This is a genomic window from Solwaraspora sp. WMMD1047, assembly GCF_029626155.1.
Taxonomy (GTDB): domain Bacteria; phylum Actinomycetota; class Actinomycetes; order Mycobacteriales; family Micromonosporaceae; genus WMMD1047.
This window is the reverse complement of the sequence record NZ_JARUBL010000001.1, coordinates 40,561-60,651: the sequence shown is the minus strand read 5'-3', so window position 1 is coordinate 60,651 and position 20,091 is coordinate 40,561. Positions and strand designations below refer to the sequence as shown.

General features: G+C 72.2%; 21 protein-coding genes. 17 read left to right on the top strand and 4 right to left on the bottom strand.

Annotated elements, in window-relative coordinates:
• The first annotated feature begins 176 nt into the window (after positions 1 to 176).
• The 11 genes from O7627_RS00270 to O7627_RS00220 all read left to right on the top strand — a co-directional run bounded on the left by O7627_RS00270 (position 177) and on the right by O7627_RS00220 (position 11,307).
• Positions 177 to 533, top strand: a complete 357-nt coding sequence (locus O7627_RS00270; RefSeq protein WP_278091477.1) for a DUF485 domain-containing protein — start codon at positions 177 to 179, stop codon at positions 531 to 533.
• On the top strand, positions 530 to 2,218 hold the full coding sequence (locus tag O7627_RS00265; protein ID WP_278091476.1) for a cation acetate symporter: 1,689 nt from the start codon (positions 530 to 532) through the stop codon (positions 2,216 to 2,218). The genes O7627_RS00270 and O7627_RS00265 overlap by 4 nt, the downstream gene beginning before the upstream one ends.
• Before the next feature lie 181 nt (positions 2,219 to 2,399).
• Positions 2,400 to 3,377, top strand: coding sequence for an NAD-dependent epimerase/dehydratase family protein (locus tag O7627_RS00260; protein WP_278091475.1), 978 nt, complete (start codon positions 2,400 to 2,402; stop codon positions 3,375 to 3,377).
• Between the two features lie 76 nt (positions 3,378 to 3,453).
• Positions 3,454 to 4,716, top strand: coding sequence for an LCP family protein (locus O7627_RS00255; protein ID WP_278091474.1), 1,263 nt, complete (start codon positions 3,454 to 3,456; stop codon positions 4,714 to 4,716).
• 104 nt (positions 4,717 to 4,820) lie between these two features.
• Complete coding sequence (locus tag O7627_RS00250) at positions 4,821 to 6,047, top strand: LCP family protein (protein ID WP_278091473.1); 1,227 nt, start codon at positions 4,821 to 4,823, stop codon at positions 6,045 to 6,047.
• 212 nt (positions 6,048 to 6,259) lie between these two features.
• The gene (locus O7627_RS00245) at positions 6,260 to 7,168 is read left to right on the top strand and encodes an LCP family protein (RefSeq protein ID WP_278091472.1); all 909 of its coding nucleotides are present in this window, start codon (positions 6,260 to 6,262) and stop codon (positions 7,166 to 7,168) included.
• Between the two features lie 53 nt (positions 7,169 to 7,221).
• Positions 7,222 to 7,557, top strand: a complete 336-nt coding sequence (locus tag O7627_RS00240; protein WP_278091471.1) for a rhodanese-like domain-containing protein — start codon at positions 7,222 to 7,224, stop codon at positions 7,555 to 7,557.
• A gap of 33 nt (positions 7,558 to 7,590) precedes the next feature.
• A complete protein-coding gene (locus tag O7627_RS00235; protein ID WP_278091470.1) occupies positions 7,591 to 8,388 on the top strand; it encodes a glycerophosphodiester phosphodiesterase family protein in 798 nt (265 codons plus the stop codon).
• Between the two features lie 47 nt (positions 8,389 to 8,435).
• Positions 8,436 to 9,896 carry a PAS domain-containing sensor histidine kinase gene (locus O7627_RS00230; protein ID WP_278091469.1) on the top strand — a complete coding sequence of 487 codons (1,461 nt, stop codon included), beginning with the start codon at positions 8,436 to 8,438 and terminating at the stop codon, positions 9,894 to 9,896.
• A gap of 86 nt (positions 9,897 to 9,982) precedes the next feature.
• Positions 9,983 to 10,408, top strand: a complete 426-nt coding sequence (locus O7627_RS00225; RefSeq protein WP_278098093.1) for an ATP-binding protein — start codon at positions 9,983 to 9,985, stop codon at positions 10,406 to 10,408.
• An 11-nt stretch (positions 10,409 to 10,419) separates the two neighbouring features.
• Positions 10,420 to 11,307, top strand: coding sequence for a DUF5926 family protein (locus O7627_RS00220; RefSeq protein ID WP_278091468.1), 888 nt, complete (start codon positions 10,420 to 10,422; stop codon positions 11,305 to 11,307).
• Between the two features lie 54 nt (positions 11,308 to 11,361).
• Here the strand turns inward: O7627_RS00220 and O7627_RS00215 are convergent, their stop codons facing one another.
• Positions 11,362 to 12,675: an arginine deiminase gene (locus tag O7627_RS00215; RefSeq protein ID WP_278091467.1), complete on the bottom strand. Its 1,314-nt coding sequence runs from the start codon at positions 12,673 to 12,675 to the stop codon at positions 11,362 to 11,364.
• Positions 12,676 to 12,839: 164 nt separating this feature from the next.
• Here O7627_RS00215 and O7627_RS00210 point away from each other — a divergent pair, with 164 nt between their 5' ends.
• From O7627_RS00210 to pheA, 4 genes are all read left to right on the top strand, one after another.
• Positions 12,840 to 13,577 carry a hypothetical protein gene (locus O7627_RS00210; protein WP_278091466.1) on the top strand — a complete coding sequence of 246 codons (738 nt, stop codon included), beginning with the start codon at positions 12,840 to 12,842 and terminating at the stop codon, positions 13,575 to 13,577.
• 105 nt (positions 13,578 to 13,682) lie between these two features.
• Positions 13,683 to 14,141 (top strand): hypothetical protein, encoded by a 459-nt coding sequence (locus tag O7627_RS00205; protein ID WP_278098092.1) that lies wholly within the window; start codon positions 13,683 to 13,685, stop codon positions 14,139 to 14,141.
• 187 nt (positions 14,142 to 14,328) lie between these two features.
• Positions 14,329 to 14,883 (top strand): hypothetical protein, encoded by a 555-nt coding sequence (locus O7627_RS00200; protein ID WP_278091465.1) that lies wholly within the window; start codon positions 14,329 to 14,331, stop codon positions 14,881 to 14,883.
• 27 nt (positions 14,884 to 14,910) lie between these two features.
• Positions 14,911 to 15,855, top strand: a complete 945-nt coding sequence (gene pheA, locus O7627_RS00195) for a prephenate dehydratase (protein ID WP_278091464.1) — start codon at positions 14,911 to 14,913, stop codon at positions 15,853 to 15,855.
• A 120-nt stretch (positions 15,856 to 15,975) separates the two neighbouring features.
• Here the strand turns inward: pheA and O7627_RS00190 are convergent, their stop codons facing one another.
• From O7627_RS00190 to O7627_RS00180, 3 genes are all read right to left on the bottom strand, one after another.
• Positions 15,976 to 16,698, bottom strand: a complete 723-nt coding sequence (locus O7627_RS00190; RefSeq protein ID WP_278091463.1) for an AIM24 family protein — start codon at positions 16,696 to 16,698, stop codon at positions 15,976 to 15,978.
• A gap of 99 nt (positions 16,699 to 16,797) precedes the next feature.
• Complete coding sequence (locus O7627_RS00185) at positions 16,798 to 17,160, bottom strand: metallopeptidase family protein (protein WP_278091462.1); 363 nt, start codon at positions 17,158 to 17,160, stop codon at positions 16,798 to 16,800.
• 92 nt (positions 17,161 to 17,252) lie between these two features.
• Positions 17,253 to 17,681: an OsmC family protein gene (locus tag O7627_RS00180; RefSeq protein ID WP_278091461.1), complete on the bottom strand. Its 429-nt coding sequence runs from the start codon at positions 17,679 to 17,681 to the stop codon at positions 17,253 to 17,255.
• Positions 17,682 to 17,836: 155 nt separating this feature from the next.
• On the opposite strand from O7627_RS00180, the gene O7627_RS00175 reads away from it, so the two are divergent.
• Together O7627_RS00175 and serS are read left to right on the top strand one after the other, a co-directional pair.
• Positions 17,837 to 18,676: a hypothetical protein gene (locus tag O7627_RS00175; protein WP_278091460.1), complete on the top strand. Its 840-nt coding sequence runs from the start codon at positions 17,837 to 17,839 to the stop codon at positions 18,674 to 18,676.
• Positions 18,677 to 18,830: 154 nt separating this feature from the next.
• Complete coding sequence (gene serS, locus O7627_RS00170) at positions 18,831 to 20,087, top strand: serine--tRNA ligase (protein WP_278091459.1); 1,257 nt, start codon at positions 18,831 to 18,833, stop codon at positions 20,085 to 20,087.
• Positions 20,088 to 20,091 lie beyond the last annotated feature (4 nt).

Genomic DNA, 20,091 nt, shown 5'->3' with positions numbered 1-20,091 from the left:
GTGGCTCACCCAACGGCGGCGAGCGGGGCGCCGAACGGTGTGACCGGGGTCGCTCGGCGCATCGAAGGGCCCGCTCGGCGCAGCCGGTGACCGACCACCGAATCACCACTTTCCGGATTCCCCGCCGCGTCCTTACGGTGCCGGAAATTACTGCACCTGCGAAGGTGGTGACCTGAATGTCCACGGAGACCTCCGGGCCGGCGAGCCCGGCCGCCCGGTACGCCGCCGTACAGCGATCGGACGAGTTCGCCGGGCTGCGCAAAGCGCTGCGCGGCTTCGTCTTCCCGATGACGGTGGCGTTCTTCCTCTGGTACGCGCTCTACGTGATTCTTTCCGCCTACGCACGTGACTTCATGGGCACCAAGGTGGTCGGCAACATCAACGTGGCCATCGTCTTCGGCCTGTTGCAGTTCGTCTCCACCTTCCTCATCGCGTGGCTCTACTCCCGGTACGCCGACGCGAAGCTCGACCCGGTCGCCGACCGGATCCGGGCGGAACTGCAGGGCGACACCGCCGAGGAGGCCAGGCCGTGACCACGCAGGCCGTCGCAGGGCTGCTCGCCGCCGAATCCGGCGACAACACCGCCCGTACGCTCACCATCACGCTGTTCCTGGTCTTCGTCGCGGTGACGCTGGGCATCACCGTCTGGGCCAGCCGGCAGACCAAGACCGCCACCGACTTCTACGCCGGTGGCCGGTCGTTCTCCGGTTTCCAGAACGGTCTGGCGATCGGCGGTGACTACATGTCGGCCGCCTCGTTCCTCGGCATCGCCGGCCTGATCGCCCTCTACGGCTACGACGGCTTCCTGTACTCGATCGGCTTCCTGGTCGCCTGGCTGGTGGCCCTGCTGCTGGTCGCGGAGCTGCTGCGCAACTCCGGCCGCTACACGATGGCGGACGTGCTGGCCTTCCGGATGCGGCAGCGGCCGGTCCGGACCGCCGCGGCCGTCTCGACCATCACCGTCTCGATCTTCTATCTGCTGGCCCAGATGGTGGGTGCGGGCGCGCTGGTGTCGCTGCTGCTCGGCATCCGGGAGGGGACGACCTTCCTCGGCATGGACGCGGCCACCGCGAAGGTGGCGACCATCATCATGGTCGGCGCCCTGATGATCATCTACGTCACGGTCGGTGGCATGAAGGGCACCACCTACGTGCAGATCATCAAGGCGGTGCTGCTGATGAGCGGCACGCTGGTGATGACGATCCTGGTGCTGGCGAACTACAACTTCAACCTGTCGTCGCTGCTCGGCGACGCCGCGGCGGCATCCGGCAAGGGGGACGCGTTCCTCGAACCCGGCCTGCGGTACGGCGTCGAGGTGGCCGACAACGCCCGGCAGACCTTCTACCACAAGGTCGACCTGCTCTCGCTCGGCATCGCCCTGGTGCTCGGCACGGCCGGCCTGCCGCACATCCTGATCCGGTTCTACACCGTGCCCACAGCCAGGGCGGCCCGCAAGAGCGTGCTCTGGGCGATCGGCATCATCGGCACCTTCTACCTGTTCACCCTGGCGCTGGGCTTCGGCGCCGCGGCGATCGTGGGCGGCGAGGCGATCACCGCCCAGGACCGGGCGGGCAACACGGCGGCACCGCAGTTGGCGGAGGCCCTCGGGATCGACTTCCTCGGCGGGGAGCTGGGTGGTGCCGCCATGTTGGCGATCATCGCCGCGGTGGCCTTCGCCACCATCCTGGCCGTGGTCGCCGGCCTGACCCTGGCCTCGTCGTCGAGCCTCGCGCACGACTTCTACGCCAACGTCATCAAGGGTGGTGAGGCGTCGGAGCGGGACGAGGTACGGGTCGCCCGGATCTCGGCGTTCGTGATCGGCGCGATCTCGATCGTGTTGTCGATCTTCGCGCAGAACCTGAACGTCGCGTTCCTGGTGGCGCTCGCCTTCGCCGTCGCGGCCTCCGGCAACCTGCCGGCGATCCTCTACAGCCTGTTCTGGAAGAGGTTCAACACGTCGGGGGCGGTCTGGGCGATCTACGGTGGTCTGCTCAGCGCCGTCACGCTGGTGTTCTTCTCGCCGGTCGTCTCCGGCGCGGCGACCTCGATGTTCCCGGACTCGGACTGGCAGTGGTTCCCGCTCTCCAACCCGGGCATCATCTCGATCCCGGTCGGCTTCCTCTGCGGCTGGATCGGCACCCTCGTCTCCAAGGAGCACGACGAGGAGAAGTACGCCGAACTGGAGGTGCGCTCCCTGACGGGAGCCGGCGCGCACTGAGGCCGCCGCCGGACCGCGGGCGGCACCACGACGCCGCCCCGACGGGACCGGAGCACCCCGGGTGCCGGGAGGGATCACGCCCCTCCCGGCACCCGCCGCCGTGCCGGCGACGCCGACGCCAGGTCACCCCCGGGGACCCCATCACCCGCCGGAGATCGGTGATCTGGGTAGGCTGACGCCTATGGTGTCAGCCCCTCGCTTCGGACCAGGTCACCGCATCCTCGTGACCGGCGGCGCCGGCTTCGTCGGTTCCCACCTGGTCGACGCGCTGGTCGCCCGGGGTGCCACGGTGGTCGCGGTCGACAACTTCGTCACCGGTGCCAAGGAGAACGTCGCCCAACTCGACGACAATCCGCTGTTCACGCTCGTCGAGGCGGACGTCACCGACGGGCTGCCGGACCACCACCCGGCGCTGCGTGAGCGGTTCGACGCCATCCTGCACCTGGCCTCGCCGGCCAGCCCGAAGGACTTCACCACGCTGCCGATCGAGATCCTGCGGGTCGGCTCGATCGCCACCATGCACCTGCTGGACCGGGCCGGCGCCGACGGGGCCCGGTTCATCCTCGCCTCCACCTCCGAGGCGTACGGCGACCCGCAGGTGCACCCGCAGGTCGAGACGTACTGGGGCAACGTCAACCCGATCGGCATCCGCAGCGTGTACGACGAGGCCAAGCGGTTCGCCGAGGCGACCACGATGGCCTACCACCGCTACCGGGGGGTGGACGTCGGAATCGTGCGGATCTTCAACACCTACGGTCCGCGGATGCGTCCCGACGACGGACGGGCGGTGCCGACGTTCATCACCCAGGCGCTGCGCGGCGAGCCGCTGCCGGTGCACGGCACCGGTGAGCAGACCCGGTCGATCTGCTACGTCGACGACCTGGTGCACGGCATCCTGCTGCTGCTCGACTCGACCGAGACCGGGCCGATCAACTGCGGCACCGAGCACGAGGTGTCGATGCGTGAGCTGGCCGAGCTGATCGTGTCGCTGACCGGCAGCCGGTCCGAGGTGCAGTACCTCACCCGCACGGCGGACGATCCGGAGAAGCGCCGGCCGGATCTCAGCCTGGCCCGCCAGCGGCTCGGTTTCGCTCCCCAGGTGGGCCCGGCCGACGGGTTGCGGCGCACGATCGCGCACTTCAGCGAACGGATCGGCTAGTCGCCGCCGGTCCCGGATTCGTGCCGCACCGGTCGCGATCGTCGGGACTACTGACTTCGCTACGTACCCTTGGGTCATGTCAGCGAGTGCGTACCCGTGGTCCGACCCCACCGCCCACCGGGTTCCGAGTGACCGGGTGCCCGGCGGCCGGTCCCCCGCCGGCCGGCCGGTGACCGGCCGGGCCACCGCACGGGTGCCCGCCGCGGGTCCGCCCAGCCAGTCCCGCGCCACCTGGTACGACGACCGGGACCGGCCACGCGGACCGGGCGGTCCCGGCGGGCCGGCCGGCCCCGGCGGACCGGGGAGCTACGGCCGCGGCCGGCGGGGGCCGCGCCCGAACTGGCGCCGCATCGCGCTGGTGGTGGCCGCCTCGCTCGTGGTCCTCGGCCTGCTCGCCGGCGCCGGGGTGTGGGCGTACGTGCGCGGGCTGGACAACGACCTGGCCCGGACCGACCCGTTCGCCGAGCTGACCGGCGGTCGGCCGCCGCAGGCCGTCGACGGGGCGCTGAACATCCTGCTGGTGGGGAGTGACTCCCGCGACCCGGACGCCCCGGTGGACCAGTCCAGTCAGTGGCGTGCCGACACCATCATCGTGATGCACATCCCGTCGAGCCAGGACCGGGCGTACCTGGTCTCCATCCCGCGCGACCTGTATGTGCCGATCCCGGAGAGCGCCAGCGCCGACTGCGGCAGCGGCCAACGCGGCAAGATCAACGCGGCGTTCGCGTTCGGCGGCCTGCCACTGGCGGTACGCACCGTGGAGTGCTTCTCCGACGTCCGGCTCGACCATGTGATGGCGATCGACTTCGCCGGCTTCAAAGAGGTGACCGACGCCCTCGGCGGGGTCGACCTGAAGGTGGAGCGCACCATCACCTCCATCCACAAGCCGTACCGCAAGTTCACCAAGGGCACCAACCACATGAACGGCGCCGAGGCGCTGGACTGGATCCGGCAGCGCAAGCAGTTCCCGGACGGGGACTTCGCGCGGATGCGCCACCAGCAGGAGTTCCTGCGGGCGCTGATGGACAAGGCGGCCAGCTCCGGCACGTTGACGAACCCGGCCAAGCTGAACGCGTTCCTCAAGTCGGTGACGAGTGCGGTGACGGTCGACGAGGGCTTCTCGATCGTCGACATGGCCCTGCAGTTCCGCAACCTGCGGGGCGAGAACCTGCAGTTCATCACCAGCCCGCACAACGGCAGCCAGACCATCGACGGTGAGTCGGTGGTGGTCTCGGACCGGGAGAACGCGTTGGCGATGTACCGGGCGATGTCCTCGGACGAGATGGCCGCCTGGGTCAAGCAGAACGTGGACCCGGCCACGTCACCGGCGACCGAATAGCCGACCATCCGAACGTGTCACGGGCCTGTAACCGAAAGGAACTCGCGGGAACGAATAGGTGTCCGTAGAGTGTCGAGGTTCCCTCACCCGACGCTGGAGCAGGCATGCCGGTTCAGAGCCGCCGTCGTACGCCGACCCAGGCGCAGGTCGGTCCGGCGGCCCGGGCGGCCGCGGCCGTCCCGGCCACCCCCGTGCCGCCGGCGCCACCGGCGCCCGCCGGCCGATCGGCGGCCGGGAAGCCCAGGCGCCGCCGGGACCCGCTCTGGGCCAGGCTCGCGCTGGTCGTCGGCGCCACGCTGATGGTCACCAGCGGGGTGGCGATCGTCGGCAGCGAGGCGCTGATCAGTCAGGCCACCGGCAGCATCGAGCAGACCGACCTGCTCGGCATCGCGGGCAAGAGTGACGCCGAGGGCGGCAAGGACCTGACCGGCCCGATCGACATGCTGCTGCTCGGCGTCGACGCCCGGGCCCGCTGGGACGTCAACGACACCCGCGCGGACACGATCATCATTTTGCATGTGCCGGCCACCCACGATCAGGCGTACCTGGTGTCGATCCCCCGGGACACCGAGGTGCAGGTGCCGGCGTTCGCCAAGAACGGGTATCCCGGCGGCACGGCGAAGGCGACCGAGGCGTTCTTCCACGGCGCGCAGAACGGCGGCGGCTGGGCCGGCGGCGCGCAGTTGATGGCGCAGACCATCAAGAATCTGACCGGCATCAGTTTCGACGGCGCCGCGATCATCGACTTCAACGGTTTCAAGGGTGTGATCGACGAACTCGGCAGCATTCCGATGTGTGTCAAGCAGGAGGTCGAGTCGCATCACATGAGTCGGGTCAACGGCAAGGTGATGTGGAACGCCGACGCCAAGAAGACCGGTCAGCCCCGGCAGCCGGTGGTGCACAAGAAGGGCTGCCGGGATATGAAGGGCTGGGAGGCGCTGGACTACTCGCGGCAGCGCTACGGCCTGAAGAACGGCGACTACGACCGCCAGCAGAACCAGCAGCAACTGATCAAGGCGATGGCCAAGAAGGCGATGGCCGATGGCGCGATGACCAACCCGCTGAAACTCAAGGGCCTGATGGAGGCGGCGGGCAAGGCGTTCGTGCTGGACACCGGGAAGACCCCGCTGGCCGACTTCATCTTCACCATGCGCGGCGTGGCGGCGAACGACCTGGTGCTGCTGCGCACGAATGGCGGGACGTTCAGCGGCAACGAATCCGGCCGGGAGGTGTTGAATCCGCTGAGTCAGAGCATGTTCGCGGCGGTCAAGTCCGACCGGATGGCCGAATTCATCCTGGAGAATCCCAGCGTCATCGCCGCGAGCAAGTAGCGACCGGGCAGACGTTACGACCGGCACCGAACGGGTATCTCCGGCGCTCAGCCTGACGTGAGAACCTCTCACGCGGCCCGGCCCGGGGAGGCGTCACGTTCCGACCTGACAAGGCAACGGCCACCCGACGGACTCCCCGCTGGGCCCGGTGGACGGTCGGCCTGGGCGCCGCCCTGCTCGCCGTCGCCGTCCTCGGCGGGGTCGGGGTGTGGGTGCTGACCGAGCGGTACGAGCGCAGCGTGGTCAAGGAGCTGCTGCTCGATCCGGCCGCCCGGCACGAGCGCACCAACCTGGTCGGCCCGCTCAACTTCCTGCTCGTCGGCTCCGACCAGCGCTCGGCGACCCCCGGCGCCGACCAGCGGGCCGACACGATCATGATCGCCCACGTCCCGGACGGGCTGGAGCGGGCGTACCTGATCTCGATCCCGCGCGACCTGCTGGTCGAGATTCCGCCCGAGCCGGGTCGCGGGTACCTGGGCGGGACCGACAAGATCAACGCCGCGTTCCAGTACGGCGGCGGCGGCCAGGGCGGCACCCGGCTGCTGTCGGCGACCCTGAGTCGGCTGACCGGCATCCGGTTCAACGGGGCGGCGCTCATCGACTTCTCCGGCTTCCGCCGGGTGATCGATCTACTCGGTGGCGTCGAACTCTGCGTCGAGGCGCCGGTCCGCTCGATCCACACCGGCACCGTCTACCAGCCGGGCTGCCAGCAGATGTCCGGCGGCCAGGCGCTCGACTACGCCCGCCAGCGCTACGACCTGCCCGGCGGCGACTTCGACCGGCAACGGCACCAGCAGCAGCTGCTGCGGGCCATGCTGGAGAAGGTCCGCACCAGCGAGGTGACCCGCAACCCGATCAAACTCGACCACCTGCTGCGGGCGGTCGGCGCCTCACTCACCGTCGACACCAACGGACTGCCGCTGGAGGATCTGGTCCTCGGGCTTCGGCAGCTCCCGCTGGACACGATGCTCGGCATCCAGGTCCCGTCGCACGCCGAGGAGACCGACGAACTCTCCTACGTCCGGCTCGACGCCGCGGCGGCGGAGCTGTTCCGGTCGCTGCAGGGGCCGGACCTGGCCGGCTGGGCGGGCGCCAACCCGAAGTGGGTCCGACAACTCTGAGTCGACCCGCGCGGTGACCTCGTCCGGCCGGTGGCTCGGCTAGGTTGGTAGCCGTGTTCGGACCCCAAGTACCCTCCGTGACCGCGCCAGAGGTACCCGCAGACGCCTACCTGCTCGACGTCCGCGAGCCGGACGAGTGGGCCGCCGGTCACGCGCCGGACGCCCACCACCTGCCGATGATGGAGGTGCCGGCCCGGCTGGCCGAGATCCCCACCGACACCGACGTGGTGGTGGTCTGTCGGTCCGGTGGCCGGTCCGGCCAGGTGGTCGGCTACCTGCTCGGCAACGGCTGGGACAACGTCCGCAACCTTACCGACGGCATGCAGGGCTGGGCGGCGGCCGGTCGGCCGCTACGCAGCGAGGATGGCCAGCCGGCGCGGGTGATCTGACCGGCCGGCCCCGCACGATCCCGACCCGCGCCCGTGTCCGGCCCGCTCGTCTTCGCCCACCGCGGCTCGTCCGCGGTGCTGCCGGAACACACCCTCGCGGCCTACCTGCGCGCCCTCGACGAAGGTGCCGACGGGTTGGAGTGCGATGTCCGGATGACCCGGGACGGGCATCTGGTCTGCGTACACGATCGGCGGCTCGACCGGACCAGCAACGGCCGGGGTCGGGTCAGCCGGCACACCCTCGCCGAACTCGACCGCCTGGACTTCGGCTCGTGGCACCCCGGCGAGCCCGCCGGTGACCTGCCCGCGGACCCGGACCGGACCCGGCTGCTCACCCTGGACGGCCTGCTCACCGCAGTCCGAGCCGCCGTCCAGGCCGCTGACCGCGAGGTTGAGCTGCTGGTCGAGACGAAGCATCCGACCCGGTACGGCGCCGACGTCGAGCGCAGCCTGGTGGCCCTGCTGCACCGGCACGGCCTGGCCCGACCCGACCCGGCGGCCCGGGTGCGGGTCACCGTGATGTCGTTCTCGGCGCTCGCCGTCCGCCGGATGCGGGAGCTGGCGCCGGAGCTGCCCACCGTGCTGCTGCTCGACACGCTCCCGCCCCGGCCGCGGATCGGCCGGCTGCCGTTCGGCGCCCGGATCGCCGGCCCCGGCGTGCAGCTGCTCCGGACCAGGCCGGAGCTGGTACCGGCCCTGCACGCCGCCGGACACCGGGTCTACGTCTGGACGGTCAACGAACCCGACGACCTCGAACTGGTGCTCCGCCACCGGGTCGACGGCATCATCACCGACCGTCCGGCGCTCGTGCTCGACCGGTTGGGACGCTGACCGACCCGGGACTGCCCAAAGCCGACCCGAGGGGGCAGACTCGGAGCATGCCGGAGCGCCCTGACTATCCCGCTCTCATCGCCGGGCATACGTCGGTCATCGACGAGATCAACTCGGGTGACTCCGGCCTGCCCGTCCTCGATCACCTGCTGCGCGTCGCGGAGCAGCCCATCGGCGCGGCGGGCATGGTGTTCGTCGAGTACCGCCCCACCGCCGGCCGGATCATCGCGGCCACCGGCGGCGCCCAGTGGGCGCTCGGCCGTCCGGTGCCGGCCGACGACCCGACCGCCGCCCGGCTGGCCACCGGAGCTCGGGTCCGCGAGCTGCGACTCGACACCCTGCCGGGCGACCTGGCCCGGCAGTTCACCGGCCGCGGCCTGTGCCGGATGGTGGTGGCCCGGGCCGAGATCCGGGGAACGGTGATCGGCAGCCTGCACGCGCTGTACCCGGACGCGACCGAGCCGGTCGGCGCCGAGTGCCAATCGGTCCTGGGCTACCTGGCCTCCTGCGCCGCGCACATGTACGGCGACCAGGCCGGCCTGCCCATCCACGGCGACGGTCCGGTGGTCGCGGCGCTCGCCGACGGGCTGGCGATCGTCGACCACCGCGGTCGGGTTCGGCTCTGGAACCCCGCCGCGGAGCAGATCACCGGCGAGCCGGCGGCGGCGATGCTCGACCGGCCGCTGCCGTTCCCCGTCCCGCCCCCCGGCCAGGTGCTCGACCACCGGCTCGCCAGCGGCCGCTGGCTCAAGATCACCTCCGGCGAGCTGCCCGGCACCGTGTCATCGCGGGTGGTCACCTTCCGCGACAACACCGACCAGCAGCGCCACGACCACGACCGGGACCTCTTCGTCGCGGTCACCAGCCACGAGCTGCGCACCCCGGTCACCGTCATCAAGGGGTACGCCGACATGCTCAGCGACCACTGGGAGTCGGTGCCGGAGCCGGACCGCCGGCACGCCGCCCGGGTGATCGGGCAGCGCGCCGGCGAACTGGCCCGGCTGGTCGACCGGCTGCTCTCGGCGGCCAACGACGCCGGCCCGGTCGGCGGTTCGCCGCCGGTGCCGTTCGACGTGATCGACGCCCTGCAGGCCGCCATCGCCGACCTGCCGGCGGACCTGCGACACCGGCTACGCGTCCAGCTGCCCGCCACGCTGCCCAAGGCGGTCGGTGACCGGGCCAGCCTGGCGACCGTGCTGACCGAGCTGACCACGAACGCCACCAAATACTCCGAACCCGGCACCCCGGTGGAGCTCAGCGCCGCCGCCGACGAACGGACCGTCGCGTTCCGGGTCAGCGACCGGGGCATCGGCATCCGACCCGAGCACGTCGAGCGGGCGTTCGAGCGGTTCTGGCAGGGCGAGACCGGGGACCGGCGGCACTATCCGGGCGCCGGACTCGGCCTGTACCTGGTCCGGCGGGTGGTCGAACGACAGAACGGCTGGGTTTCGCTCCGGCCGCGGGGCGGGGGCGGTACGGTCGCAGAGGTGCGGCTGCCCCGGGGATGAGCCGCACCTTCCGCGGAGGGACCTCCGCGAGCCCGAGGAGGCCGGTCGTGGCGAAGGCGAAGACCCTTGTCGAACGATCCTGGTGTGTGGTGGTGCCGCACAACCCCGGTGGCGCGCGCCTGGCCCGCCAGCGGGTCGTCGCCGAGCTGCGCGACGCGGTCCCGGCGGCGCTGCTCGCCGACGTGACGGCGGTGCTGGCGGAGTTGGTCGGCAACGCGGTACGGCACGCCGACGCCCTGCCCGGAGACGTCATCCGGGTCGCCTGGCAGCTCCACCCGCTCGGCGGTGCCGGGTCGGTCGGGATCAGGGTGACCGACGGCGGCGGAGCCACCGCGCCCCGGCTGCGGACGGTCGGCCCGGAGTCGACCGACGGCCGAGGGCTGCACATCGTGGCCGCGCTCGCCGCCCGCTGGGGCGTCGATCGCGACGGGCTGGGGCAGAGCGTCTGGGCCGAACTCGCCCCCGCGCCGGCCGATCTCGCCGCACCCCCCGCAGCGGGGTCGATCGTCTAGGCTGATCCGTCGTGAGCAAGCGTCGTAAGGGTGGTCGGGCGGGTCAGGACGGTTCGGCCAAGCGGGAGCGGGTGCGGGACGTCTTCGTCCCCCGACCGTTCGAGGGCCTCGCCGACGAGCCGGAGTGGATCGCCCTCCGCGAGCTGGTGCCGGCCGCCTCGGCCCCGCTGACGTTGGCCCCGGAGCTGGCCGACCGCTATCCCGAACGGCAGGTCCTGCTGGCCACCGTGCTGCCGATGGCGGTGCCGGCGATGGTCCGGGCGGACGGCCGGGTGCTGCTCGGCCTGCAGCGGCACGTCCAGTCCGGGGACGTCTCGCGGGACCTGGCGGTGTCACTGCTGAACGCCCTGGAGACCGAACCGGGTCAGACCGTCGCGGTGCCGGCGCTGCCCGGTCCCGGGCCCCGGCTGCAGGACGTGCTGGCCGACGGGTCGCTGGCGGTGACCCTGCACGACGGATTCGAGTTCTGGCTGGACCCCGACGCCAGCCGGGACGCCAACGTGCAGGCATCCCTGGAGCGGGCGAACGCCTCGATCTACCCGACCGTCCGGTTGGCCGCCGCGCCGGCCGCGTACTGGTGTCAGGTGCCGGAGAAGGCGCATGTGCGCTGGGTGCTGCCGGACGACGAGGACCGGGCCCTGGACGCACTGGCCCGGCTGAGCGCCGCCGGTGAGCTGCTGCTCGGCGACGGCACCAGGTTCGCCGGGATGTTCCGGGCGCACGGCCGGCTGGTGCCGGTCTGGGACCTGCCCCACGACCCGGAGGCCGACCGGTGGGAGGAGCCACTGGCCGGGCTGGCCAAGCGGTACGCGGAGGCGCTCGGCGACCCGGCGCCGCTGGACCCGACGGGCCGCCGGGCCCGGCAGGGGCTGCTCGGCCGCCAGCTCACCCTGCGCTGAGCCGCACCCCGCGCTGAGCCCCACCCCGCGCTGAGCCCCACCCCGCGCTGAGACTCAGTCGGCACTGAGTCGACGGCCGCCGGGGACGGCCGGCGGCAGTCCGGTCGGGGCGACCTCGCCGAGCACGGTCTCGGCGGCCGGGACGCTGGCCAGCAGGGTGCTGGTCGGCAGCGGCTCACGGACCAGCGGGCAGGACATGCAGCGCGGTCCGCCGCGGCCGGACCCCAGCTCCGACCCGGCGATCCGGACCACCTCGATGCCGGCCCGCTCCAGCTTGGCGTTCGTCTCCACGTTGCGCTCGTACGCCACGCAGAGCCGGGGGGCGATGGCGAGCGTGTTGTTGCCGTCGTCCCACTGCTCCCGTTCGGCGGTGATCGGGTGCAGACCGGTGTCGATGACCCGGAGGCTGTCGAGGTCCATCGCGTCCGCCGCGGCCCGTAGGAAGGGCGCCGGACCGTCCACCTGCGGCTCACCGTCCGGCCCGGCCACCACCGTGTACGCGGCCAGGCTGTCGGCCACGTTCGGGTACATCAGCACGGCGTCCACGTCGACCATCGTGCAGACGGTGTCCAGGTGCATGGTGGCCCGTTCCTGGGCGATCGGCACCACCAGCAGGGTGTGTGCCAGGCCGGTGGCGAAGACCTGCCGGCCGAGCCGCTCGGCGCCGGCCGGGGTGGTGCGTTCGCCGACTCCGACGGCGACCACGCCGGGGGCCAGCAGCAGCACGTCGCCCCCTTCGAGGTGCTCCAGTTCGGAGCCGTAGACGAACCGGGTGCCGGCGAACCGGGGGTGGTACCGGTAGATGGTGTCTGTGAGATTTGTCTCCCGGCGGCGGGCCCGCATCGCCAGGCTGGTCACCCCGGCGTGGTCCCGGATCCAGAACGACGAGTCGCGGGTGAAGAGCAGGTTCGGCAGCGGGTCGAGGACGAAGTCGTGCCGCCCCATCAGCGCGTACACCAGGCCGCCCGGCCGCTCGGAGCTGGTCCGCAGCTCCTCGTGGGCGAGGCCGGCGATCAGCACGTCGGCCAGCCCGGCCGGATCGAGGTACGCCAGGTGGTCGGCGACCCGGCGGCGCAGCGTCTCGCCGAGCCGGGGCTCCCGCAGCGCCCACTCGGTCAGCTCGGCGCGGGCGTCCGGCACGGCCAGCGCCTCGGCGAGCAGGGTTCCGATGTAGAGCACCTCCACCCCGTGCTCGCGCAGCGCGGCGGCGAACGCGTCGTGCTCCTCCTGCGCGCGGGCGACCCACGGGATACCGTCGAAGAGAAGCGAGTCGTTGTTCCGTGGGGTGAGCCGTGCCAGTTCCGGTCCGGGCCGGTGCAACAGGACGGTGCCGAGCCGTCCGACCTCGCTGTCCACGTAATGGGTCATCTGCGCAGCGTAAGGCAGTAGTTGGCGCCATCCGGGAAAAAAGGCCTTGGGTGAATAAGGCATTCATCCATACTCACTCCGGCGCTTCGACTTGCTTCCCCCCGGGTGTCGCCACGTACCGTAGTGGAGACATAACTTCGAGGGACCTTTTGCCGGAGGTCACGATGACTGTCTTTCCCGCAGGACGAGCGGTACCCAGCTCCCGGGCGCTTCCCCCGGCGCCCAAGGGGCCGGCCGCTTCGCTTGAGGCCATCCGACCCACCCCAATGGACTGGGCCCGGCGCCGCCGGGCCGAACGCGACGCCCGCCGGGTGGAGGCCGCCGGTGCGCGGGCGCTGCACCGGCTCGACCACCTCGGCCCGTCCTGGCACGTGGTCGACTGGCCCCGCACCGAGCTCGCCGAGGCGCACCCCGTCGACCTGGGCCGCGGCTTCCGCGAGGAGCGGGCCGGCTTCCTGGCGATCGGCCCCAGCGGGCTGTTCGCGGTGACCGTGGTCGACCAGGGCCGGTCCCGGGTGATGATGGCCGCCGACGTGGTCCAGATCAACGGGAAGCGGCCGTCGTACGTCGCCGAGGCCCGCCGGGACGCGAAGCGGGCCAGCAAGGCCCTCTCCGCGGCCGTCGGCCTGACCGTCCCGGTGACCCCCGTGCTCACCTTCGTCGGCTCCGGCGTGATCAGCGTCTACGGGCTGCCGAAGGACTGCCTGGTCGCCACCCACCGGGAGCTGGACCGCCTGCTCCTCGCGGGCGGCAACCGGATCAGCCCGGCCACCGCGGAGAAGCTCTCCCGGGTGGCCCAGTCCCCGTCGACCTGGCTGAACGCTCCGTACCGGTCGGCCGCCAACTACCGGTGGTACGAGGACGGCCGAACGGCCGCTGACAAGCAGACGGCCCGCCGGTAACGTCTCAGCAAGCGCCACGGCCGGGAGCACCGCTCGGTTTGGGGGGCGGCGTTCCCGGTCGATACCGGCTAGCGTGGTGAGCCGGTGGAGTGCATTGGAGGCGCGGTGGCCCACGTCGAACTCTCCCTCTCGGAGGCGTTCGCGCCGCCGGTCGCCCCGATCCCGGAGCCACCGGCCGACAGCTTCGACAGTTGGTGCGCCACCGTCTCCGGCGCCGTCGAGCCGTGTCTGCTGATCGACCTGGAGCGGGTGATCCTCGCCGTCTCACCGTCCTGCTGTGAGCTGCTCGGCCTGTCGGCGCCGGCCCGGATCGTCGGCCGCCGGCTGCTCGACGGCGGGCTGCGCCTGCTCGACTTCACCGCCACCCGGGGTGAGCTGCCCGAGCCGGAGACCGAGAAGATCCCGCCGCTGCTGGCGCTCAGCTCCGGCCGGATGGCCCGCGGCCTCCTCCGGGTCGCCGGCGGTCTGCAGCGCGACTCGGACGCCACCGTGGACGCGATCGCCACCCCGTTGCTGCGCGACGGCGCGCTGGCCGGTTCGCTCACCTTCTTCCTGGAAGTCTGAGCGCGACCCCTAGGATTGACGGGACACCAGCCAACGACACCCGCCTATGTCGAGGGAACCGGCTCCCGTGCTCCGCGCTCCCACTCCCCGCCGCCCCCGCGCCCGCCGATCGGCCCCAACTGATCCGCCAGCCGGCCGGCTGCCCGCGCCTCTCGGCCGGCTGACCGTGCTTCCTTGGCGGTTGGCCGTGCCCACTGGCCCGCTGGCTGCGGTGGTCGGTCTGCTCCTCGCCGGCCTGCTCGGGATGGCGGCCTGCGGGACCCCGCCGGAGCTGCAGGAACGCCGCGGCGGGACCGTCCCGGCACCCCGGTCGACACCCAGCGTCCCGGCCAGCGGCGCCACCCCCACCGCGACCCCACCCGCCCGCACCCGGACTCCGGACCAGGCCGGCCCGACCGGATTCAGCGAGTCGGTCGCCGTGCCCTGCGCCGGCCGGCCCTCCGGTCAGCAGGTGCTGAGCCTGGTCCGCGACACCGACGGGCTGCTGCCCGGCGGGGTGCGGATCAGCATCAAGACCGGCCCACTCTGCGCCGGAGCCTGGCAGTACTCCGTCGTCACGGTCCGTGGCGGGGAGCCGTTGCAGGTGGTGACGAACGGTCCGCCCGGCGACCTCAACCTGATCACCGCCGGTACGGACGTCTGCAGCGTCCCGGTCCGGGCCACCGCGCCGTACGGCATCCGGGCCATCGCCTGCGACGGAATTCTGCCGCCTACCGGCCAACCGACCGGGTACGGCCGGTGACCTCCGGATCGTTTGTAGGCTGAACGCATGCCGGGAACACCGTCGACCCGTTTCGTCTACCTCGGCCCCGAGGGGACCTTCGCCGAGCAGGCGCTGCAGACCCTGCCGGCCGCCCGGCGGGGCATCCGCACGCCGTCCCGCAGCGTCCCCGAGGCGCTGGAGGCGGTCCGGGCCGGCTCGGCGGACGCGGCGCTGGTGCCGCTGGAGAACTCCATCGGCGGCGCGGTGGGGGTGACCTTCGACGAGATGGTCGACGGCGATCCGCTGCTGATCACCCGCGAGGTGGTGCTGCCGGTGGAGTTCGTGCTCGCCGCGAAGCCGGGCACCGAGCTGGCCGCCGTCCGGTCGGTGGCCGCCCACCCGCAGGCCTCCACCCAGTGCCGGGGGTGGCTGCGGCAGCACCTGCCCGACGCGGTGGTGGTCGACGTACTCTCCAACGGCGCGGCGGCGGCCGCCGCCGCGCAGGGGGAGCACGACGCGGCGATCTGCGCGCCGATCGGCGCCGACCGGCAGCGGCTGGCGCTGCTCGCCGAGAAGATCGCCGACCACGGCGACGCGGTGACCCGGTTCGTGCTGGTGTCCCGGCCCGCCCCGCCGCCACCGCCGACCGGCGACGACGTGACGTCGTTGGCCGTCTACATCGCCCACGACCGGGTGGGCGCGCTGCTGGCGGTGCTGATGGAGCTGGCCGTCCGGGGGGTGAACCTGACCCGGATCGAGTCCCGCCCGACCGGTGAGGCCCTCGGCCGGTACGCGTTCTTCCTCGACTGCACCGGCCACGTCGCCGACGACCGGGTCGGCGAGGCGCTGCGGGGGCTGCGGCGGGTCTGCGCCGAGGTGCGCTTCCTGGGGTCGTACCCGAGACACCGGTGGGCCGGCGGCACGCCGGACCCGACGCCGACCTCCGACGACCGGGAGTTCGCCGACGCCGCCGCCTGGCTCGCCCGGCTGCGGGCCGGCGAGCCCGCCTGACCCGTTCGGCACCGGTCCCCGGCGGCCCGGCCGGTACCGGTCCGAGGCGCCCGCCGGCTGGCCGGTCAGCACCGGTGGCGAGGCGCCCGACCCGCGGCCGGGCGCCTCGGGTGTCCGGCGTCAGCTCATCAGCCCGCCGAGCAGGCCGCCCTGCTGCTCCTGCTGGCCGCTGCCCTGCACCGGCGGCTCCTCGGACGGCTGCACGACCACGAAGCCCTGGCCGGCGAAGCTCATCGTGAACGCCTCGCCGGTGCGCCGGCCCAGCAGCGTGCCCAGCCCGAGCTGCTCGGCCCGGTGGTAGCCGGTCTGCAGGTTGGCCGACCAGCAGACCGCCGCCTGCGGGTCGACGTAGGTGGGCTGGTCGACGTTGAGCACGACCGGCGTGCCCTTGGTGGTGACGGCGATCCGGCCGTGGCCGGTGAAGACACAGTTGAAGAGGCCGGAGGAGGAGGCCATCCCCATCCCGCCGACCATCTTGATGTCGTACTGGAGGGTGGAGTCGAAGGCGAGCACGCTGGATCCGTTGATCGACAGCGCGTCGCCGGGCTCGAGGTCGATCAGGTGCACGTCCGAAGCGAGGTCGGCGAGGAAGACGTCACCCCGGCCGGTGACCTTCATCAGCGGTACGCCCTCGCCGGTCAGCTTCTGCTTGAGGAACTTGCCGATCCCACCGGAGCCGAGGGCCTGGAACTGGACCTGCCCCTGGTACGCGACCATCGAGCCGACCCGGGCCATCGCCTCGCCGTTGAGTTCGATCTTGAGCATCTTGGAGTTCTGCAGCCGCATGCCCGGCTGGCTGGACTCCTTCTCCAGGTTCTCGCTCGCGAAGAGTGCGCTGCGCATGAAATTTCCTCCTGTTGCGGGTGGAACCCGAAGGTAGGCAACCCCCGCAAGCCCGGCAACGGCCGGTCGGAAAGCCGACTGGCGACGGGAAGTCGCTGGTCAGCCCCAACCCAGGGCGTGCAGACGAGCGTCGTCGATGCCGAAGTGGTGGGCGATCTCGTGCACGACCGTGACCGCGATCTCGTCGATCACGTCGTCGTCGGTGTCACAGATGCGCAGGATCGGCAGCCGGTAGATGAAGATGCGGTCCGGCAGCACGCCGGCGTAGTCCCAGCCCCGACTGGTCAGCGCGTGCCCCTCGTAGAGGCCGAGCAGCTCCGGCTCGCCGGCGGGTGAATCGTCCTCGACCAGGATGACCACGTTGCTCATCAGGTCGAGCAGCTCCTGCGGAACCTCGTCGAGGGCCTCGGCGACCAGCTCCTCGAAGCGTTCGCGGCTCATCTCGACGGGCACGTGACCCATTCTCGCGCACCGCGGCCGGTGCACGACCGGCGGAGCGGGTTGATCAGGGAGTGGCCGGCGGCCACTCCCTGATCAACGGAGGATGACGGGCGTCAGGCGAGCCGGGCCGAAAGGGTGATCTCGGCGCCGGGGGAGAGCAGCCGGGAGATCGGGCAGTTGGCCTTGGCCGCCTCGGCGATCTTGGCGAACTCGGCCTCGTCGATGCCGGGCACCTCGGCGACCGTGTCGAGGTCGATCCGGGTCACCGTCATCCCGGCGTCCGTCTTGTCCAGGTGTACGCCGGCGGTGGTCGCCACCGAGTCGGGCGTGAACCCGGCGTCGGAGAGCGCCTTGGCGAAGGCCATCGAGAAGCAGCCCGAGTGCGCCGCCCCGATCAATTCCTCCGGATTGGTGCCCTCCCCCTCCTCGAAGCGCGACTTGAATGAGTAGTTCCCCTCGTACCCACCCTTGCCGGTGCGGATCGTGCCGGAACCATCGGTGAGATTGCCCTGCCAGCGGGCAGACGCGGTGCGGATAGGCATGGAGCCGACGCTAGCCCAAAGCGCCCCCGGATGCGACGGGTCGACCGATCGCGCCGCGGCCGGTGCCGGGCCGGCGGCCCGCGTGGTCAGAGCCGGAATCCCCGCCGCTGTGTCATCATTCGCACAGGACCGCGCGCACGCGGAAGGGCTTACCGATGTCCCAGGACCCGCCGATCCCCCGTCAGGAGAGCCGCCTCGACCAGGACGCCGAGCCGGGCGAGGTGGCCACCGTCGAGTGGGGTGAGACCGAGCCGGGCCGGCGGTCGCGAAGCACGCGCTGGCTGACCGGGATCGGCCAGGATCACCGGCTGGTACCCGTGCTCGCCGGCCTCGGCGTGGCCGGTGTCATAGCGTCGCTGGTGGGCGAATGGTCGGTCACCACCGTGCCGAACGCCGGTGCGAACGGCGAGGCGGTCCGGCTGCCCGGCGGGGTGGCCGACGTCGCCAACTTCGGCGCCGGCTACCTGATCGGGCTGCTCGGTGTCATCGGCTCGATCGCCCTGGTGCTCTTCGGCGCCCCCGCGAGCCGGCACAACGCCCGGGTGCTCGGCCTGGCACTGACCGGCGGGGTGCTGGTGCTGCTGGTCGCCGCCACGACCGCGCTGGACCAGGGCACCGAGCGGTTGCTCTTCGGCGCCAGCGAAGGGCTGCAGATCGCGTACGGCCGGGGCCTGACGATGGCCTTCCTCGGCACCGCCGCCCTGGGCCTGGCGCTCCTGCTCGCCGGCCGATTCGTCCAGCCACCACCGACCGCCATCGCCACCGGCGCCACCGCCGCGGCGCCGCCCGCCAGCGGCGCACCCACCAGCGGTACGCCCGCCACGGACGCCGAGCTGCCGGCGGACGGGCCGGGCGACTGGCCGTGGCGCCGGCCCGGTGCCGGCCGGGGACAGTCGACGGACCTGGGCCAGCACGACGACCGACCGGCCCCGACCGATCTCACCGTCGGCCCGGCCACCCCCTTCGCCCACCCGGACCGCCCGGACGACCGCTGAGCCGCGGAACCGGAACCGGCCGACCCGGGCCGGGCAATCGGCGACTCGGGCCGGGCCAGCCGCAACCGGGGCCGCAGGGCAGGGCAGCAGGCCGGATGTCGGGGGCGGATATCGACATGCGGTGTCCAACGGGGCACCGGTAGGCTCGGTTCCCGTGATCGACCTGCGTCTGCTCCGTGACGACCCGGAAGCCGTCCGTGCCAGCCAGCGTGCGCGCGGTGAGTCCGAGACGGTCGTCGACGACCTGCTGCGGGCGGACGAGGAGCGGCGGGCGTCGGTGCAGCGCTACGAGGCGCTGCGGGCCGAGCAGAAGCAGCTCGGCAAGCGGATGCCGAAGGCGACCGGTGACGAACGGGACGCGCTGCTGGCCCGCACCAAGGAGCTCTCGGCCGAGGTGAAGGCCGCCGAGGCGGCGGTGACCGGCGCCGAGCAGGCGCTGCGCCGGGCGCAGCTCGCCCTGCCCAACCTGGTCGAGGAGGGCGCGCCCGCCGGCGGCGAGGACGACTACGTGGTGCTCCGCGAGGTCGGCGAGCGGCCGGCGATCGACAACCCGCGCGACCACCTGGAGCTGGGCGAGGGGCTGCGGGCGATCGACGTGGAGCGCGGGGCCAAGGTCTCCGGCAGCAGGTTCTACTACCTGACCGGCGTCGGCGCGCTGCTGCAGCTCGGCCTGCTCCAGCTCGCCATCGCCCAGGCCGTCGAGTACGGCTTCACCCCGGCCATCCCGCCCGTGCTGGTCAAGCCGGAGTCGATGGAGGGCACCGGCTTCCTCGGCGAACACGCCAGCGAGGTCTACCGGCTGGAGGCCGACGACCTGTTCCTGGTGGGCACCAGCGAGGTGCCGCTGGCGGCGTACCACTCGGACGAGATCCTGACGTTGGACGAGCCGAGGCGGTACGCGGGCTGGTCGTCGTGCTTCCGCCGGGAGGCCGGGTCGTACGGCCGGGACGTCCGCGGCATCCTGCGGGTGCACCAGTTCGACAAGGTGGAGATGTTCTCCTACTGCCGGCCGGACGAGGCGCACACCGAGCACCTCCGGCTGCTGGCCTGGGAGGAGGAGATGCTCGCCAAGGTCGAGGTGCCGTACCGGGTGATCGACGTGGCCGCCGGCGACCTGGGGACCAGCGCCGCCCGCAAGTACGACTGCGAGGCGTGGGTGCCGTCGCAGGGGCGGTACCGCGAGGTCACCTCGACGTCGAACTGCACGACGTTCCAGGCCCGCCGGCTCAACATCCGCTACCGGGACGCCGACGGGAAACCGCAGACCGCCGCGACCCTGAACGGCACCCTCGCCACCACCCGGTGGCTGGTGCCGATCCTGGAGAACCACCAGCAGCCGGACGGGTCGGTGCGGGTGCCGAAGGCCCTCCAGCCGTACCTCGGCGGGCGGGACGTGCTCGAACCCCGCTGACCCG

What these genes read in the sequence shown, in the direction of transcription:
- O7627_RS00270 (WP_278091477.1), top strand. Translation starts at nt 177, where the DNA reads ATGTCCACGGAGACCTCCGGGCCGGCGAGCCCGGCCGCCCGGTACGCC.
- O7627_RS00260 (WP_278091475.1), top strand. Translation starts at nt 2,400, where the DNA reads ATGGTGTCAGCCCCTCGCTTCGGACCAGGTCACCGCATCCTCGTGACC.
- O7627_RS00255 (WP_278091474.1), top strand. Translation starts at nt 3,454, where the DNA reads ATGTCAGCGAGTGCGTACCCGTGGTCCGACCCCACCGCCCACCGGGTT.
- O7627_RS00250 (WP_278091473.1), top strand. Translation starts at nt 4,821, where the DNA reads ATGCCGGTTCAGAGCCGCCGTCGTACGCCGACCCAGGCGCAGGTCGGT.
- O7627_RS00230 (WP_278091469.1), top strand. Translation starts at nt 8,436, where the DNA reads ATGCCGGAGCGCCCTGACTATCCCGCTCTCATCGCCGGGCATACGTCG.
- O7627_RS00215 (WP_278091467.1), bottom strand. Translation starts at nt 12,675, where the DNA reads ATGACCCATTACGTGGACAGCGAGGTCGGACGGCTCGGCACCGTCCTG.
- O7627_RS00210 (WP_278091466.1), top strand. Translation starts at nt 12,840, where the DNA reads ATGACTGTCTTTCCCGCAGGACGAGCGGTACCCAGCTCCCGGGCGCTT.
- pheA (WP_278091464.1), top strand. Translation starts at nt 14,911, where the DNA reads ATGCCGGGAACACCGTCGACCCGTTTCGTCTACCTCGGCCCCGAGGGG.
- O7627_RS00190 (WP_278091463.1), bottom strand. Translation starts at nt 16,698, where the DNA reads ATGCGCAGCGCACTCTTCGCGAGCGAGAACCTGGAGAAGGAGTCCAGC.
- O7627_RS00185 (WP_278091462.1), bottom strand. Translation starts at nt 17,160, where the DNA reads ATGGGTCACGTGCCCGTCGAGATGAGCCGCGAACGCTTCGAGGAGCTG.
- O7627_RS00180 (WP_278091461.1), bottom strand. Translation starts at nt 17,681, where the DNA reads ATGCCTATCCGCACCGCGTCTGCCCGCTGGCAGGGCAATCTCACCGAT.
- O7627_RS00175 (WP_278091460.1), top strand. Translation starts at nt 17,837, where the DNA reads ATGTCCCAGGACCCGCCGATCCCCCGTCAGGAGAGCCGCCTCGACCAG.